General features: G+C 68.5%; 15 protein-coding genes. 8 read left to right on the forward strand and 7 right to left on the reverse strand.

What is annotated here, in order from left to right; genetic code table 11:
* Positions 1-114: 114 nt before the first annotated feature.
* Positions 115-789, reverse strand: coding sequence for a CBS domain-containing protein (locus NRF20_RS03550; protein ID WP_266354876.1), 675 nt, complete (start codon positions 787-789; stop codon positions 115-117).
* A 226-nt stretch (positions 790-1,015) separates the two neighbouring features.
* On the opposite strand from NRF20_RS03550, the gene NRF20_RS03555 reads away from it, so the two are divergent.
* Together NRF20_RS03555 and NRF20_RS03560 are read left to right on the forward strand one after the other, a co-directional pair.
* Positions 1,016-1,933, forward strand: coding sequence for a pyridoxamine 5'-phosphate oxidase family protein (locus NRF20_RS03555; RefSeq protein WP_398632065.1), 918 nt, complete (start codon positions 1,016-1,018; stop codon positions 1,931-1,933).
* A 456-nt stretch (positions 1,934-2,389) separates the two neighbouring features.
* Positions 2,390-2,671: a DUF1876 domain-containing protein gene (locus NRF20_RS03560; protein WP_398631969.1), complete on the forward strand. Its 282-nt coding sequence runs from the start codon at positions 2,390-2,392 to the stop codon at positions 2,669-2,671.
* 356 nt (positions 2,672-3,027) lie between these two features.
* Here NRF20_RS03560 and NRF20_RS03565 read toward each other — a convergent pair whose 3' ends face one another.
* From NRF20_RS03565 to NRF20_RS03585, 5 genes are read right to left on the reverse strand one after another with little or no spacing between them, the layout of a single operon-like run.
* Positions 3,028-4,395 (reverse strand): Ni/Fe hydrogenase subunit alpha, encoded by a 1,368-nt coding sequence (locus NRF20_RS03565; RefSeq protein ID WP_398631970.1) that lies wholly within the window; start codon positions 4,393-4,395, stop codon positions 3,028-3,030.
* Positions 4,392-5,174: an oxidoreductase gene (locus NRF20_RS03570; RefSeq protein WP_413751977.1), complete on the reverse strand. Its 783-nt coding sequence runs from the start codon at positions 5,172-5,174 to the stop codon at positions 4,392-4,394. Before NRF20_RS03570 ends, NRF20_RS03565 begins: the two co-directional genes overlap by 4 nt.
* 1 nt (position 5,175) lies before the next feature.
* The gene (locus NRF20_RS03575; protein ID WP_398631972.1) at positions 5,176-5,994 is read right to left on the reverse strand and encodes an FAD/NAD(P)-binding protein; all 819 of its coding nucleotides are present in this window, start codon (positions 5,992-5,994) and stop codon (positions 5,176-5,178) included.
* 17 nt (positions 5,995-6,011) lie between these two features.
* Positions 6,012-6,470 (reverse strand): Crp/Fnr family transcriptional regulator, encoded by a 459-nt coding sequence (locus NRF20_RS03580; RefSeq protein ID WP_398631973.1) that lies wholly within the window; start codon positions 6,468-6,470, stop codon positions 6,012-6,014.
* Positions 6,467-7,627 carry a 4Fe-4S dicluster domain-containing protein gene (locus NRF20_RS03585; RefSeq protein WP_413751978.1) on the reverse strand — a complete coding sequence of 387 codons (1,161 nt, stop codon included), beginning with the start codon at positions 7,625-7,627 and terminating at the stop codon, positions 6,467-6,469. The genes NRF20_RS03580 and NRF20_RS03585 overlap by 4 nt, the downstream gene beginning before the upstream one ends.
* Before the next feature lie 177 nt (positions 7,628-7,804).
* On the opposite strand from NRF20_RS03585, the gene NRF20_RS03590 reads away from it, so the two are divergent.
* Together NRF20_RS03590 and ppk2 are read left to right on the forward strand one after the other, a co-directional pair.
* Entirely contained in the window at positions 7,805-8,308 is a 504-nt protein-coding gene (locus NRF20_RS03590; protein WP_413751979.1) for a hydrogenase maturation protease, read from the forward strand.
* A 513-nt stretch (positions 8,309-8,821) separates the two neighbouring features.
* Complete coding sequence (gene ppk2 / locus NRF20_RS03595; protein ID WP_266354880.1) at positions 8,822-9,643, forward strand: polyphosphate kinase 2; 822 nt, start codon at positions 8,822-8,824, stop codon at positions 9,641-9,643.
* Positions 9,644-9,662: 19 nt separating this feature from the next.
* Here the strand turns inward: ppk2 and NRF20_RS03600 are convergent, their stop codons facing one another.
* Positions 9,663-10,535 (reverse strand): universal stress protein, encoded by an 873-nt coding sequence (locus NRF20_RS03600; RefSeq protein WP_413751980.1) that lies wholly within the window; start codon positions 10,533-10,535, stop codon positions 9,663-9,665.
* A gap of 377 nt (positions 10,536-10,912) precedes the next feature.
* On the opposite strand from NRF20_RS03600, the gene NRF20_RS03605 reads away from it, so the two are divergent.
* The 4 genes from NRF20_RS03605 (at position 10,913) to NRF20_RS03620 (ending at position 15,059) form a co-directional block, all read left to right on the forward strand.
* Positions 10,913-12,127, forward strand: a complete 1,215-nt coding sequence (locus NRF20_RS03605; RefSeq protein WP_413751981.1) for an IS110 family transposase — start codon at positions 10,913-10,915, stop codon at positions 12,125-12,127.
* 275 nt (positions 12,128-12,402) lie between these two features.
* Positions 12,403-13,749 carry a nicotinate phosphoribosyltransferase gene (locus NRF20_RS03610; protein WP_413751982.1) on the forward strand — a complete coding sequence of 449 codons (1,347 nt, stop codon included), beginning with the start codon at positions 12,403-12,405 and terminating at the stop codon, positions 13,747-13,749.
* Between the two features lie 177 nt (positions 13,750-13,926).
* Entirely contained in the window at positions 13,927-14,388 is a 462-nt protein-coding gene (locus NRF20_RS03615; RefSeq protein WP_266354885.1) for a cyclic nucleotide-binding domain-containing protein, read from the forward strand.
* 47 nt (positions 14,389-14,435) lie between these two features.
* On the forward strand, positions 14,436-15,059 hold the full coding sequence (locus tag NRF20_RS03620) for a CBS domain-containing protein (protein ID WP_398631978.1): 624 nt from the start codon (positions 14,436-14,438) through the stop codon (positions 15,057-15,059).
* Positions 15,060-15,195 lie beyond the last annotated feature (136 nt).

Below are 15,195 nucleotides of genomic sequence, written 5' to 3' on the forward strand. Positions count from 1 at the left end.
CGAGCCAGTCCTCCTCGCGGGCCTGCCCCGTGCTCCGTCAGCCTTGCCGCGGGCCGGCACAGACGGCCCTGCCGTCGCGGTGCGCGGTGAGGCGGGTCACGGGGCCCGAATGTCTCACCTGTCGGTGCGGGAAGTCCGGATGTCGTCGGTCCGGTAGGCGACACGCTCAGCGACGGAGACCACACCGTCAACGCTCCGGCACAACCGTTCGATGATGGGGATCAGGCTCTTGAACTCGACGGATCCGCCGAGGACGACCTGCCCCTGGCGTACTTCGACCGTCACCTCCGAGGGGGCCAGACCCATCGTCCGCTGCAGTACATCCCGGTTGATTTCCTCATAGATGGCGTCGTCACGACGCAGGAAGACCCGCAGCAGGTCACGACGGCTGACAATACCCAGCAACTTGTCCGTCTCGTCCACGACGGGCAGCCGTTTGACGTTCTGCACTTCCATGAGGCGGGCCGCCTCGACCACGGTCCACTCCGGACGCGCACACACCGCGGGAGCCGACATCAGTTCCTCGGCCCTGGCCCCCTCCGCCTTGGCCCGTTCCCACGCCTCCAGATGCGGAATCGGTGTCCGGCCGGACGGATCGGCCTGGTCGGAAGACTTGCGCAGCAGGTCGGCCTCGGACACAACACCCAGGGGACGATCCAGTTCATCCACAACGGGTACCGCTGTGACATCGTTCTCCGCCAACAGCTTGACAATCTCTTTGAACGGCAGGTCACGCCGTGCCCGGACGACGTCTCGAGTCATGAGCTCTGCGACCGATCGGTGGTGCATGCGGCTTCTCCTTCGAGGTGTCACGGCCAGTAATGGTCATGTGTCGAGCGGGTCAGGACCTGTCGCCCGCGAGTCGCCAGAGCGAGTCGGCCAGGCTCGTCGGTGGACCAGTAGGCCCGATACCGGCCCGTTCGGCCCTGCCGAATCACGGTTTCTCGTCCCGTGCGGTGACACGCCACTCGTGGCACGTTGGGTACAGCAACATGATGAGGAAACGGCGGCGATCATGCGAGCTCACCTCGGCGATCAACTTGTTGTCGAAAGCCCGGCAACCGGCGCCAGCAGGCGCGACGGCGAGATTGTCGGACTGCACCATGAGGACGGAACCCCTCCCTACGACGTGCACTGGTCGGATACCGACCAGGTGACGCTCGTGTTCCCCGGGCCCGACGCCCATATCCGTCACCTTGAGCAGAGGCCCGCCAGATCTCGCCGGCCGGCCCGGCCGGGCATGACTGAGGCCGGTGCCGAGTCCGCCAGGGTTCGGCCCGATGGGGCACCCGACCCCGGCGACATCGGCCGGCGCGTGGCCATGGAACGCGAGCGACAGGGGCTCAGCCGCGCAGAAACAGCCCGCCGCGCCAGAATGGCGCCGGACTACCTGGCATACCTCGAACAACAACCGGCTGACCCGAGTCCGGCGAGTCTCATCAGCCTGGCCGACGCACTCGGCACCACCGTCGCAGCCCTGCGCGGAGGCGGCATCGATCTGCCACCCGGCCAGGGCCAGGCGCTCCTGCACCCCCGGCTGCAGGACCTCGGCCCCGACGAATGCCGCGCCCGGCTCTCCACGCACGGCGTAGGACGCATCGCGGTGTCGACACCCGATGGCCCGGCAGTCCTTCCGGTGAACTACGAGGTCATCGATGACACTATTGCCTTCCGGACCGCGCCTGACTCAGTGCCTGCGATGGCCGGGGGAACAGATGTCGCATTCGAGGTCGACCACGTGGACGAGGCCATGAGCCAGGGCTGGAGCGTGCTTGCCGTAGGCCCTGCGCGGATCGTTACGGAGCCCGACGCACTGCGGCAGCTTGCCGATCGCGCCCATACCACGCCTTGGGCAGGGGGCGAACGCGAGACGTGGGTGTCGATCCGGCCCACGCGCCTCACAGGGCGGCGCATCAGCCCGGCTGATCAGTGACCGACAGAGGGGTGCCGCGACGCCCGGCGGGCATTCCACGACCACGATCCAGCCCTGACCTCACAGCGAAGTCGTCCAGCATGCCGTCGTAGCCGTGGTGCACACCGCCGCCCGGGAAGCCCGGGGTGATGTCCTGGGGTACGTGGTCGGCAAAGCCCGTGGTCGTAGCGGAAGGGGTCGAGGCCGACGAGTTCGAAGCGGCGCTCGTACTGGTCGGCGGCGTGCTCGTTGGGGCTGCGGCCACGGTCCCCCGTCCGGCACTCCCTGTGGGCCAGTAGGCCCACGTCCGGGACGGCTCACACGGCGCAGTATGGAGGCCGGAGCAATTCGAGGAGGACCGTTGTCACGCCGAATCCGGGGGTCGGTCGTGCGCTTCTGCCGTCGTGGATACCCGGCGTGCCGACGGCGGCCGCGTCCCCGGCAGCCTGGACCATATAACGGAAGGAAGCCTTGGCCATGACCCATCACACCAGCACCGAGAAGCCACACAGCAAGCAGTGGAGCGTGCGTCTGGACCTCTTCGAGGAAGGTGACCTCACCAAGGTTCACGCCGTCCTCGACACCGGTGACACCACCCTTCGGAGTCGCGCCTCCGCCCAGCGCAACCCTCACGACACACCCGTTCCCGAGATCGGCGACGAGTTCGCCGCCGGCCGGGCATTGATCGACCTCGGCAACCAGCTGCTCCGCGCCGGAAGCACCGACTCCGCGTCGGGTGACCTTGCCGTGCCCGGCTGAACGGGCGTCGAGAGCAGCCGCCCGGCTGGTGGGCAGGGAGAGATCCGCCACAGCCGAGCGGTCCCTGCCCCTGGAAGAGCCGCTTCTGCAGGGCTCGGCCGGAGTTGTGGCACCGCCACTGCACAACAGTCGGCCGTGGCGCTTCCGCCCGATGTCCGACGCGCTCCGGATGCACCTGTACGTGGCCCCGATGCGTGCCGTGCCACACTCCCCTGCGGTCTGCGCAGTTCGCGCACGCTGACATCCACCGAGGTGCAGGGGCGTTGCGGTACGGCCGCAACGAGCTACGTTGCCGCGGTGGCCAACACTGGACCGGTGAGCCGGCGCGCCTATTCGCACACCGCCTCGTTCGGCTTTCAGGTTCGCTCGACGGTGAGGTCGAGGAAGTGGGCGGAGCATGAGATGCACGGGTCGTGATTGCGGACCGTCCGTTCGCACAGGGTGGTCAGCTCCGTGTCGGTGGGGTCGCCGTCTCCCAGGCGTTCCTGCACGATTCGGCGGAGGTCCTCCTCGATCGCACCCAGGTTCTGTACGGTCGGCGGGACAAGGTCGGCGTAGGTGACGGTCCCTTCGGAGTCGAGGGTGTAGCGGTGGTACAGGAGACCGCGCGGTGCCTCCGTCGCCCCGTGCCCGGTACCGGCTCGTGAGGGCACGTCGACATAGGGGCGCGGCGGGGGTTCGTAGGCGTCGATGATCCGCAGTGCCTCGTCGACCGCGTAGAGCACCTCAACCGCTCGGACGATGATGCTGCGGAAGGGGTTTCGGCAGACAGTGCCCTGCCGGGGGTCGCCGAGGCCGGCGTCGTGGGCGGCCTGGAGGGCGATCGAGGAGAGCCAGCGGCCGCTGATGGCGTAGCGGGCGAGTGACCCGGTGAGATGGCGGCGGTCGTCCAGCAGGGAGTGGAGGGCGGTGGAGTGGGGTACCTGGCTCTCGGTGACGTGGGCGCCGAAATCGTGGACCCCGAAGGTACGGGTGGGCAGCGCACGGTCGGACTCGGGGGGAAGGCCGGCGGTGTGCGGCGCGGCCATGACGGTCGGGGTGCCGGACTCGATGGCGTAGGTTCCGGGCTCGGACAGGGCGAACAGGTCGTTGTCGCATCCGGCGTCGGGGAACTCGAAACCGGACACCCAACGCACGGTTTGGGCCGCGTCGTCCCGGGCCCGGCGCAACCGTTCGGCCAGCGGGCGCAGTTCGGTCGTGGTCGGGATGCGGTGGAAGCCACCGAGGCGGACATTGATCGGGTGGATCGCCCGGCCGCCCAGCAGTTCGATGATCGCGTTGCCGGCCTGCTTGAGCCGAAGGCCGCGTTCAATGTCGGCGCGCCGGGCGCGTGCGAGGTCGATGGCGCTGTCACAGCCGAAGAAGTCGGGCGCGTGGAGTAGGTAGATGTGCAGCGTCTGGCTCTCGATCCATTCACCGCAGTAGAGCAGCCGGCGCAGCGCCGCCAACTGCCCGTTCACGACGACGCCGCAGGCGTCCTCGATCGCTCGGCAGGCGCTCATCTGGTAGGCGACCGGGCAGATCCCGCACACCCGGGAGGTGATGTCGGGCGGCTCGGTGTAGGAGCGTCCGCGCAGGAACGCCTCGAAGAAGCGTGGCGGTTCGTAGATCGCCAGCCGGACCTCTGCAACCTCACCGCCGTCCATGCGTAGATACAGTGCGCCCTCGCCCTCGACGCGGGCGAGCGATCCGACTTTCAACAGCCTTGAGCCGCGGTGGGTCACCCCTCCAGTTCCTTCCGGGAGGCCGCATCGAACTCAGGAGCGGCGGTATTGAAGGTGCGCAGCACCCGCACCACGTCGAGAGTGTCCATGCCATCGCGGCGCAGGAGGGGAATGAACGAGGGGAAGTTGGTCGAGTTGGACGGGCCGAAGCAGCCGTAACAGCCGCGCCCGTACGCGGGGCAGATCGCACCGCATCCGGCATGGGTGACCGGACCCAGGCAGGGCGTGCCGTGGGCCACCGTCACGCAGACCGTGCCGCGCTGCTTGCACTCGAAGCAGACGCTGTGCGCGGGTACGTCGGGTTTGCGGTCGGCCAGGTAGGCGGTGATGACTTCCACCAGTTGGCCTCGGTCGATGGGGCAGCCGCGCAGCTCGAAGTCCACCGGGACATGGGCGCTGATGGGTGTGGAGGTGGCGAGTGTCTCGATGTAGTCCGGTCTGGCGTAGACGGCAGCCTGGAAGTCGGCGACGTCCGCGTAGTTGCGCAGCGCCTGGACCCCACCTGCGGTCGCGCACGCCCCGATGGTCACCAACCGCTTGGAGACAGCCCGGATGTGCTGGATCCGGTCGGCGTCCTGCCGGGTGGTGACCGATCCCTCGACCAGCGACAGGTCGTACGGGCCCGGCGCGTCGGCGCTGGAAGCCTCCAGGAAGTGTGAGATCTCCACCCGCTCGGCGATGCCGAGGAGCTCGTCCTCGCAGTCCAACAGAGTGAGCTGGCATCCGTCGCAGGAAGCGAACTTCCAGACGGCGAGTTTCGGGCGACCGCTCGCGGTCATGTCACAACTCCCTGACCGTGAGAAGGGATTGGGCCTTGGTCCAGCTGACGACGGGACCGTCGCGGCAGAGCAGGAGGGGGCCGAGCTGGCAGTGCCCGCAGTGGCCAGTGGCACAGTGCACATTGCGTTCCAGCGAGACCCGGATCAGCTCCGGATCGACGCCGCGGTGCACCAGCTCGCCGGCGGTGGCCCGGATCATCGGTTCGGGGCCGCAGATGAACGCCGCCGACGCCCCGGGGCCGAAGGCGACCCGGTCGAGCAGGGTCGTGACGACGCCGACCTCGCCCTGCCACAGCGGGTCCGCGCGGTCCACGGTGGTCAACACCCGGGCAGCCGACTGCCAGCCGCGAACGTCCTCGCCGTAGAGCAGCTCGTGGGGCGTGCGCGCTCCGATGAGAACGTTCAGCCGTCCGTAACGCTCGGGTGCGGCAAGCGCGTCGCGTACGAGCGGGCGCAGCGGCGCCAGACCGATACCTCCAGCCACGACGAGCAGGTCGTTCCCGGCTGCGGCGGGGAGTGCCCAGTCGGTGCCGAACGGGCCGCGCACTCCGACCGTGTCACCACGCCGCAGCCCGTGCAGCGCGCCGGAGACCGCTCCGACCGTGCGAACGGTGTGCGTCAGCCGGCTCCCGTCGATCCCGGAGACCGACAACGGGATGTCGCCGACGCCGAAGGCGTACACCATCGCGAACTGCCCAGGAGCGAAGGGCTGCAGAACCGAGCGGACCGGTTCCAGGACGATCGTGGCGGTGTCGGGCGTCTCGGCCTCACGTTCCACCACCCGGTACGGAATTGGGACCGCTCCCGGCCGAGCAGTCATTGGTGCGGCAGCCGTCGTCACGACTCACCGGCGTCGGGGGGCCCGTACAGGTCGAGCAGGCGGATTCGGGTGGACTTCAGCCGCCGTGCGATCACCTGTGCAACGCAGTTGGTCAACGCCAGGCCGAACGACGGATCCTTCTCACACGCGGCTCGGACCCGCTCCGCGTCGAACTCCGACGCCGACACAATGGTGCGGGCCTGCGCGCCGAGGTGCCAGCGGTAGGGCTCGAACAACCAGGACCAGCCCAGCAGATCGCCTTCACCAAGGGTCTCCAGGACTGCCTCGCGCCGGGCCGGAACGTGGACGTCGAGCGCAACAAGCCCGGAACGGATGATCCAGAACCGGTCGGCGACGCCGTCCTCCTCGAAGATGCGGGTGCCACCGGGGAAGGAGACGTCGTGGGCGAACGTGACCAGCCGCTCGCGGTGGCCGGGCGGCAGGGCCCCGAGAAACCCGTGGCGAACAACGGTCATGGCGGGCCCTCCCCCGTCTCCTGCCGGGCGGCCTCCCGTTCCAGGTTCAGCGCGTGAGCCTCCTCGGTGATGTCGATACCGACCGGGCACCACACGATGCAGCGCCCGCAGCCGACGCACCCGGAGCTGTCGAACTGGTCGTACCAGGTGCCGAGTTTGTGGGTGGCCCACTGCCGGTAGCGACTACGCGAGGAGTTACGGACCGGACCCGCCTGCAGGTGGGAGAAATCCAGGTCGAAGCAGGACTCCCAGCGCCGCCACCGCTCGGCGTGGTCTCCGGTGAGGTCCGTGACGTCCTCGGTGGTGGTGCAGAAGCAGGTCGGGCAGACCATGGTGCAGTTTCCGCAGGTCAGGCAGCGGGCCGCGACATCGTCCCAGCGCTCGGCCGTGAGCGTCTCGCGCATCAGCACCTGCAGGTCCACCAGCGGCATGCTGCGACCCATGCGATCCGCCGCGTCGGCGACACGCTCACTCGCCGCGGTCCGGGTCGCGGCATCGGCGGAACGGTGGGGCAGCTCGGCCAGGACCGACTCTCCCTCCTCGCTCCCGATCCGCACCAGGAAGCGGTGGCCGTCGGAATCGAGCACCTCGGTCAGCGCCAGGTCGTAGCCGGGCCCCACGGCCGGCCCCGTGCCCATGGACACGCAGAAGCAGGTGGCACCCGGCTCGGTACACTCCGCCGCCACCAAGAAGGCCCGCTCACGACGCCCACGGTACCCCGGGTCGCTGTACATCCCGCCGGTCAGCACCCGGTCCTGGATCGCGATGGCCCGCAGGTCACAGGGGCGCACGCCGAGGAACGCGTACGACGGCGGTGATGTCCGGTCCTCGGTCACCACCAGCTCGCCGTCGGCACCGCGATCGGCTGTCCACTGCCGCTCCCGCGGCGGGTGCAGAAACGTCTTCCAGGACTGAGGGCCCGCGCTGTGCGCGAACACGGCGCCGTCCCCGCGGGCACGCAGCCGGTAGACGCCTGCCTCCAACTCGACTCCCCAGCCATAGGGGAGTTCCGCACCGCCGGAGATCTCGGACAGGACGATCGCCCCGTCGCGGACGGTCGGTCCCACGACCGTCCGGCCACGCCCGGCCAGGACCGTGATCAGCGCGTCCAGGCCGTCCTTGCCGATCACCGCGGCCGTGCCGCCGTCGTCCGCCATCGCCAACCTTCCGACGCCGCCGATGATGCTTGCCCGGCCAGTATGCGCACGGACCTGCTGCCCGGCATGGGCCGACCTGCCCCTGCGTGGTCCAGGTGGCTGTGTCCGTCACCCCGTACGGACCCCGCACGGACCCGGTACAACTGGCGAGCCTTTCCGGCGGGAAGGGGCGAGCGCGTGAACCCCATTACGCGGATCGCCGTCATCGGCGTCGGGAACGAGTTCCGCCACGACGACGGTGTGGGCTGGGCCGTCGTGGGCCGGCTGGCAGAACGAGCCGAGGAACGGCCACTGCCGAGCGGGACCGCCCTCGTGGTGTGCGACGGCGACCCCGCCCGACTGATCACCCTGTGGGAAGACGCCGACCTCGCCATCGTGGTGGACGCCGCGCACGCACAGCCCGGGCATCCCGGTCGACTGCATCGCCTGAAACCGGACGGTGGGCCGCTGTCGCAGACAGGCAGCGCGACGAGTTCCCACGGGCTCGGACTCGGCGACGCCGTCGAACTCGCCCGCGAACTGGACCGCCTGCCCGGACAACTGGTCGTCTACGCCATCGAGGGAGCCAACAGCAGCCTGGGCACCGGCCTGTCAGCACCCGTCGCAGCCATCGTGGAACCGCTCGCCGAACGGATCGCGGAAGAAATCTCGCTGCACGTGGGTTCTGGCGGCAGCCGATAGGTGTGAACTGGCTGCGTGCGACATGCACGTTCCCTGTCGCGCCGCCATGTCCTGCACCGGAGCGATCCGCACCCCGGTTCACCCGGCGCACCCCCGGCCACGCTCCCACGAACCCTCAGCGGGCGTCGGATGCATCGCACCCACCAGTCCTACGGCCACGATGACACCCTCGTCCGTCTTCTGCCCGAGTCGTACGCGGACCTGTCGGAGCAGTGGCCCGAAACGCGTCGAAACGGTCCGCAGAACCGACAGGAGCCATACCCTCATCGTGTTGGCAATCGGTCGAGGTCATAATCCTGAGATAAGCGTTTACGTGCGAGAGCGCGACACGGCGGCGGCAACAGGGCTATCCGTGTCTGGACGGAACGCGTGGTCGGGAGTGGTCGACGAACTGGTGAAACCGATCCGCTCGCCGACCTGCCTCATCGAGTACGCCGTACCGGGTCCGCGCAGCGAAGCCCGTTCGGCGCTGACGCTTGACTTCGAGCATGGTCTCCTCCATAACGTCATCCCATGTCGGACGAGAAAGGCTCGGGCGAGCCCGGAAAGCTGCCGCGCTCGCTGTACGAGCGGGAGCTGTACCGGCTCCAGACCGAGCTCGTGAAGCTTCAGGAGTGGGTGCGGGCCGAAGGCGCGCGGCTCGTCGTGGTGTTCGAGGGACGTGACGCGGCGGGCAAGGGCAGCACGATCAAGCGCGTCACCGAACACCTCAATCCCCGATTGGCGCGTATCGTCGCGCTGCCGCGGCCCACCGAGCGCGAGCGCGGCCAGTGGTATTTCCAGCGCTACGTCGAGCACCTTCCAGCCGCGGGGGAAGTGGTCCTGCTCGACCGGAGCTGGTACAACCGCGCGGGCATCGAGCGCGTCATGGGCTTTTGCACCATGGAGGAACACCAGCGGTTCCTTCGCCAGTGCCCGATCTTCGAACGGATGCTGGTGGAGGACGGCATTCTGTTGCGTAAGTACTGGTTCTCGGTGAGTGACGCGGTGCAGGAGGAGCGGTTCCGACGCCGACTGCGGGATCCCACCCGCCGGTGGAAACTCTCACCGATGGACCTGGAATCGATCACCCGTTGGGAGGCGTACTCCCGGGCGAAGGACGAGATGTTCGTCCATACCGACATCTCGGAGGCTCCGTGGTACGTCGTCGAGAGCGACGACAAGCGCCGGGCCCGGCTCAACATGATCGCCCATCTGCTGTCGACCGTGCCGTACGAGGCAGTCGCTCCGCCGGTGATCGAACTGCCTCGACGACCTCCGGCCACGGGATACCAACGACCGCCGAGAAACCTTCAGACGTACGTCCCCGATCACGCGTCACTACTCAGGAAGTGAGGCGACAGGTCTCACACAGTCAGCCCGCCAGAGGTACGACAGCCACCGGAGAGTCGGCGTGGTGGAGCAGGGTATGAGCGACTCGGCCGAGCTGGAGTCCGAGGTGGCCGTGGCGGCGATGCGCTCCGACGACGATCAGGTCCGCGGCAGCCGAGCGCTGGACCAGCACTTTCGCAGCCGTTCCCTCGACCGCCGCTGAGTACAGCCGGACCGTCGGGTGATCGCGTACGGACTCAGCCACCGCTTCGTCGATCAGGGTCGCCGCACGTTCCTTGTGGTACAGGTACTCACTGGCAGTACGCCGGGGGTCGGCACGGTTGTGCGCCGGACAGCGCCAAGCACGTACGGCATCCAGGACGCAGCCCCTTGCCCCGGCCTCGCGGAAGGCGAACCGGACCGCCGCCGATCCTCCCTCCGATTCCCCGACACCCACGAGGATCCGCCCATGCGCGCCTTCGATACCGGCCTCGTCACCGCGCACGACGATGACGGGACAAGGGGCCCGCGCGGCTACGGCCAGGCTGACCGAGCCGAGCAGAAGTCCGGTGAGACCGCCACGGCCACGCGCCCCGGTGATCAGTGCCTCGGCGTTGTACCCCTCGTACAGAAGGGCGAGCACCGCGTCCTCGGGCGCCACCTCAACCGAGACGTCGACGTCCGGATGACGGCGGCGGGCACGCTCAGCGGCAGTTTCGGCGATGCTGTCGGCGAGCGCCTGCTCCGAAGGACGGCCGAGGCTGAGCGCCAGCGCGGCGCCCTCGTACTGCTCCCACCTGGACGCGTACACCAGCCGCAGCGGCAGCCCATGAAGGGCCGCCTCGTCGACGGCCCAGTCGACCGCCCGCAGGCTGGTCTCCGATCCGTCCACACCCGAGACCAGGGGCAGCTTCATCCTTCCCACCACCTTCCACTCGACCGGGTAAGAAGTACCTGCCCTCACAGTTGCACTGCAGCGGGCCGTTCGTGAGGACCGGTTCGGCCCGGATACGGAACATTCGGCCCCCCCCCCGTTATCTTTTTCGCGGTCCTGCAATGGGGCCGTTGGCCTCCGGGCCCGGTATGACTGTGTCCCCTCTGTCGAAGCGATGACCTGGGGGGTGGTGTCGCCGGGTCCGTGGGGTGCCGTCGGAGACGCTGATGAGAGGTCCGGCCACCGCCTGGCCCGGTGCAATGCCGGGCAGCTCGCGGGCGGCAGGTCTGCATAACGTGGATGCGCGAGCACGGTGCCACCGCCGAGGCCGGCAAGGTCAACCACTTGGGAGGGGTGCGATGTTCGACACCGGCGATGTGGGCGTCTTCCTGGGCATGGACGTCGGCAAGAGTGCCCATCACGGCCACGGGCTGACCCCGGCCGGGAAGAAGGTCTTCGACAAGCCGATGCCCAACAGCGAACCGAAACTGAGGGCCGTCCTCGACAAGCTGACCGCGAAGTTCGGCACCGTGCTGGTGATCGTCGACCAGCCCGCATCGATCGGTGCTCTGCCCCTGACCGTCGCCCGGGACGCGGGCTGCCAGGTCGCCTACCTGCCCGGACTCGCGATGCGGCGGATCGCCGATCTGTATCCCGGCGAGGCGAAGACCGACGCGAAGGACGCGGCGGTGATCGCGGACGCCGCCCGGACGATGCCCCACACCCTGCGCTCGCTGGAGCTGACCGACGAGATCACCGCCGAGCTCACCGTCCTGACCGGCTTCGACCAGGACCTCGCCGCGGAAGCCACCCGCACCAGCAACCGGATACGCGGCCTGCTCACCCAGTTCCACCCCAGCCTCGAGCGCGTCCTGGGCCCACGACTGGACCACCGGGCCGTCACCTGGCTCCTCGAACGATACGGATCCCCGGCCGCCCTGAGGAAAGCCGGCCGCCGCAGACTCGTCGAACTCATCCGGCCCAAGGCCCCGCGGATGGCACAGAGGCTGATCGACGACATCTTCGACGCCCTCGACGAACAGACCGTCATCGTTCCCGGCACGGGCACCCTCGACATCGTGATCCCGTCCCTGGCCGCCTCGCTCGCAGCGGTCCACGACCAGCGCAGAGCGCTCGAAGCCCAGATCACCACCCTGTTGGAGGCCCACCCTCTTCACCCGGTCCTGACCTCGATGCCCGGAGTCGGAGTCAGGACCGCCGCCGTCCTGCTGGTCACGGTCGGCGACGGCACCGGGTTTCCCAGCGCAGCCCACCTCGCCTCCTACGCCGGCCTCGCCCCCACAACCAAGTCGTCCGGGACCTCGATCCACGGCGAACACGCACCACGAGGAGGAAACCGGCAGCTCAAACGCGCGATGTTCCTCTCCGCCTTCGCCTGCATGAACGCAGACCCCGCCTCCCGCACCTACTACGACCGCCAGCGCGCCCGCGGCAAGACCCACACCCAAGCACTCCTCCGCCTCGCCCGCCAACGCATCAGCGTCCTGTTCGCCATGCTCCGCGACGGCACCTTCTACGAGTCCAAAGCCCCCACCGCCATCCTGGCCGCATAACCACCCCAAAAACCCGCACACCCGGCACCACGTCCTTGACGAAGGACATAGAGGCACCCCCCCTTCGTGGTCCGGCTGGTCCGCACGCATGACGTGCTCTTCGGCAGCGGCAGAAGAGACTCGGCGATGCTGGTTGCCGCCCCGGCGTCCGGCTGGCCCACGAGACGCAGGAGGCCGATAGTGGAGGGAGAAGTGCAGGGTGGTGCGGCGCGAGGGCGCGGGGGCCGGGCGGCAGTCCCGGAAGGGATGACGCGACGGGGAGGAAGGTGCCGTCGATGTCGAATGCCACGAGCACCGACCTCTACGAGGTCACGATGGCTCAGTCGTATCTGAGCGAGGGCATGACAGGTTCGGCGACGTTCAGTCTGTTCGTGCGCGATCTGCCGCCGGACCGAGGCTTCCTTGTCTGTGCCGGGCTGGATTCCGTCCTCGATTTCCTCTCCGCCTATCGTGTAGACGCAGATGACGTGGACGTCTTCGCCTCTGTGATGGGACGGCGGCCCGAGGATCTGGCACCGCTGCTCGGCCTGGAATTCAGCGGCGAAGTCCGGGCAGTACCCGAAGGGCGCGTCGTGCTGGCCGGAGAACCCCTGCTGGAAATCACTGCACCTCTCCCGCAGGCCCAGCTCGTCGAGACCTATGTACTCAACCAGCTCAACCACCAGACCTGCGTCGCGTCCAAATGCGCCCGGTGTGTCCTGGCCGCCGACGGACACCCGGTCGTGGACTTCTCCCTGCGCCGCACTCATGGCATCGAAGCCGGACACCAGGCCGCCCGGCTGGGTGCCATGGTCGGCTTCGCCGGAACCAGCAATGTGGCGGCGGCTCACTCGGAGGGCCTGACCGCGGTCGGCACGATGGCCCACTCGTACATCGAGGCGTTCGGTGCCGAGGAGGACGCGTTCCGGGCCTTCACCCGGTCCCATCCGGGCCCGGTGACATTTCTCGTGGACACCTACGACACCGTGACAGGCGTGGCGACGGCGGCACGCGTGCTGCGCGACCTGGGGCTCGGCCCGGGCTGCGCCATCCGGCTGGACAGCGGTGACCTCGGAGCCCTGGCCATACAGGCGCGGACCATCCTCGATGCTGCCGGCCTCCAGGAGACACGGATTGTGGCGAGCGGTGGTCTCGACGAGTTCGCCGTGGACAGTCTGGTCCGCTCCGAAGCGCCCATCGATACGTACGCGGTCGGCACCCGGATCGGCGTCAGTGCGGATGCCCCCTACCTGGATTCCGCGTACAAGCTGGTCGAGTACGCCGGGCGGCCGGTGATGAAACTGTCATCGGCCAAGGTGACGGCGCCCGGACGTAAGCAGGTGTTCCGAAGGCCGGGATACGCGGATCTGATAGCCCTCGTCGATGAGCAGCCACCGCCGGATGGCGTCCCGCTGCTGGAGTCGGTCATGCGGGAGGGGCGCCGTGTTTCGGAACGCGCAGAGCTGGACACAGCCCGGCAAAGGTTCATGGCCGACCTCGCGGCACTGCCTCCCGCGGCCCGCACCATACGCGCGCCCGTCGCGCCAGAAGCGGAACTCTCAGGACGCCTCAGCTCACTCACCGCAGATGTCCGCCGGTACATCGAGAAGAATCTGCTGGGTGGCACTCACGGAGCCGCCTGATCCGAACTCGCGATCGGGCGCAAGGAGTGACTCGGCCGACAGAGCCGTCAAGTGCTCTGAGATCGCAGAGCCTGCCCACCCAGGGCCGGACGGGACCGCGGCAGGGGCCGGTCGACCCATGTCCGTGAACCGGCCGTCCGGCGATGCTGAAACCGGAGGCCACAGAGGAGGACACCGATGAGCGCTTCTCCGACTCGCATCACCGCAGCCCTGCCTGCCCAGTACCGTGACCGCCTGATGCAGATCGGACAGGAGGTCAATTTCGCGGAGGGAGTCCGCCTCTTCCACGAGGGAGACCGCGCAGACCGCTTCTGGATCCTGCGCTCGGGCACCGTCACGCTGGACATCCGCGTACCGGGCAGTTCCCCGGCAGCGATCGAAAGCCTCGGCTCCGGCGAACTGGTCGGCTGGGCCTGGCTGTTCGAGCCCTACATCTGGCACCTCGGAGCAGAGGCGATGACACCTGTCCGTACCCATGAGTTCGACGCGGCGACCGTACGCATGATGATGGACGCCGATCCCGCCTTCGGTTCGGCCATCGGCCATTGGGTCGGGCAGGTTCTCGCCCACCGGTTGCAGGCCACTCGGATCCGTCTGCTCGATCTCTACGCCCCTCATGGCAGCGGCGGATTCATGTGAGTACGCCGTCGTGCCACCACCCAGGAGTCACGCCCGAGGAGCACGCCATGGCTGCATCCCGGTACACCGTCAGCGACGTCATGACCCACACGGCCGTGGCCATCGGCCGCGAGGCCTCGTACAAGGAGATCATCGAGCTGATGCATCAGTGGAAGGTCAGCGCCGTGCCGGTCCTCGAAGGCGAGGGCCGCGTCGTCGGGGTCGTCTCCGAGGCGGACCTGCTACCGAAGGAGGAATTCCGGCAGGACGACCCGAAGCTGCCCGACCAACTGGAGGAGGCGTCCAAAGCCGGCGCCGTGCTGGCCGACGAGCTGATGTCGAGTCCAGCCGTCACCGTCCACCCCGACGCCACGCTCGCCGAGGCCGCCCGCATCATGGCGCGCAAGCGAGTGAAACGACTGCCCGTCGTGAACGACCTCGGCATGCTGGAGGGCGTCGTGAGCCGCAGCGACCTGCTGAAGGTGTTCCTGCGCCCGGACGAGGAGATCGGCGAGGAAATCCGATCCGCTGTTGTCGCCGAAATCTCTCCCCCGGACCGGGTGGAATTCTCTGTGCTGGACGGTGTCGTCACCCTGCAAGGACCTCTTCAGAACCGTTCCCTGGTGCCACTTCTGGCTCGGGCCATTCGCGCGGTCGAAGGCGTCGTGGACGTGCGCATGGAGCTTGGCTGAAGTTCCCTCCAGGCACTGCGTCCCGCAGCAGCCGGTCCGGCTCCGCCGTGCGGGCGGTCGCGGCCCAGCAGGGGTATCGAATGGGTGAAGTTCCTCAGAAGTTCCTCCGGCGGAGTGGACACTCGACCTCTACGCT

This window comes from Streptomyces sp. R-74717 (genome assembly GCF_047305335.1).
Lineage (GTDB): Bacteria > Actinomycetota > Actinomycetes > Streptomycetales > Streptomycetaceae > Streptomyces > Streptomyces atratus.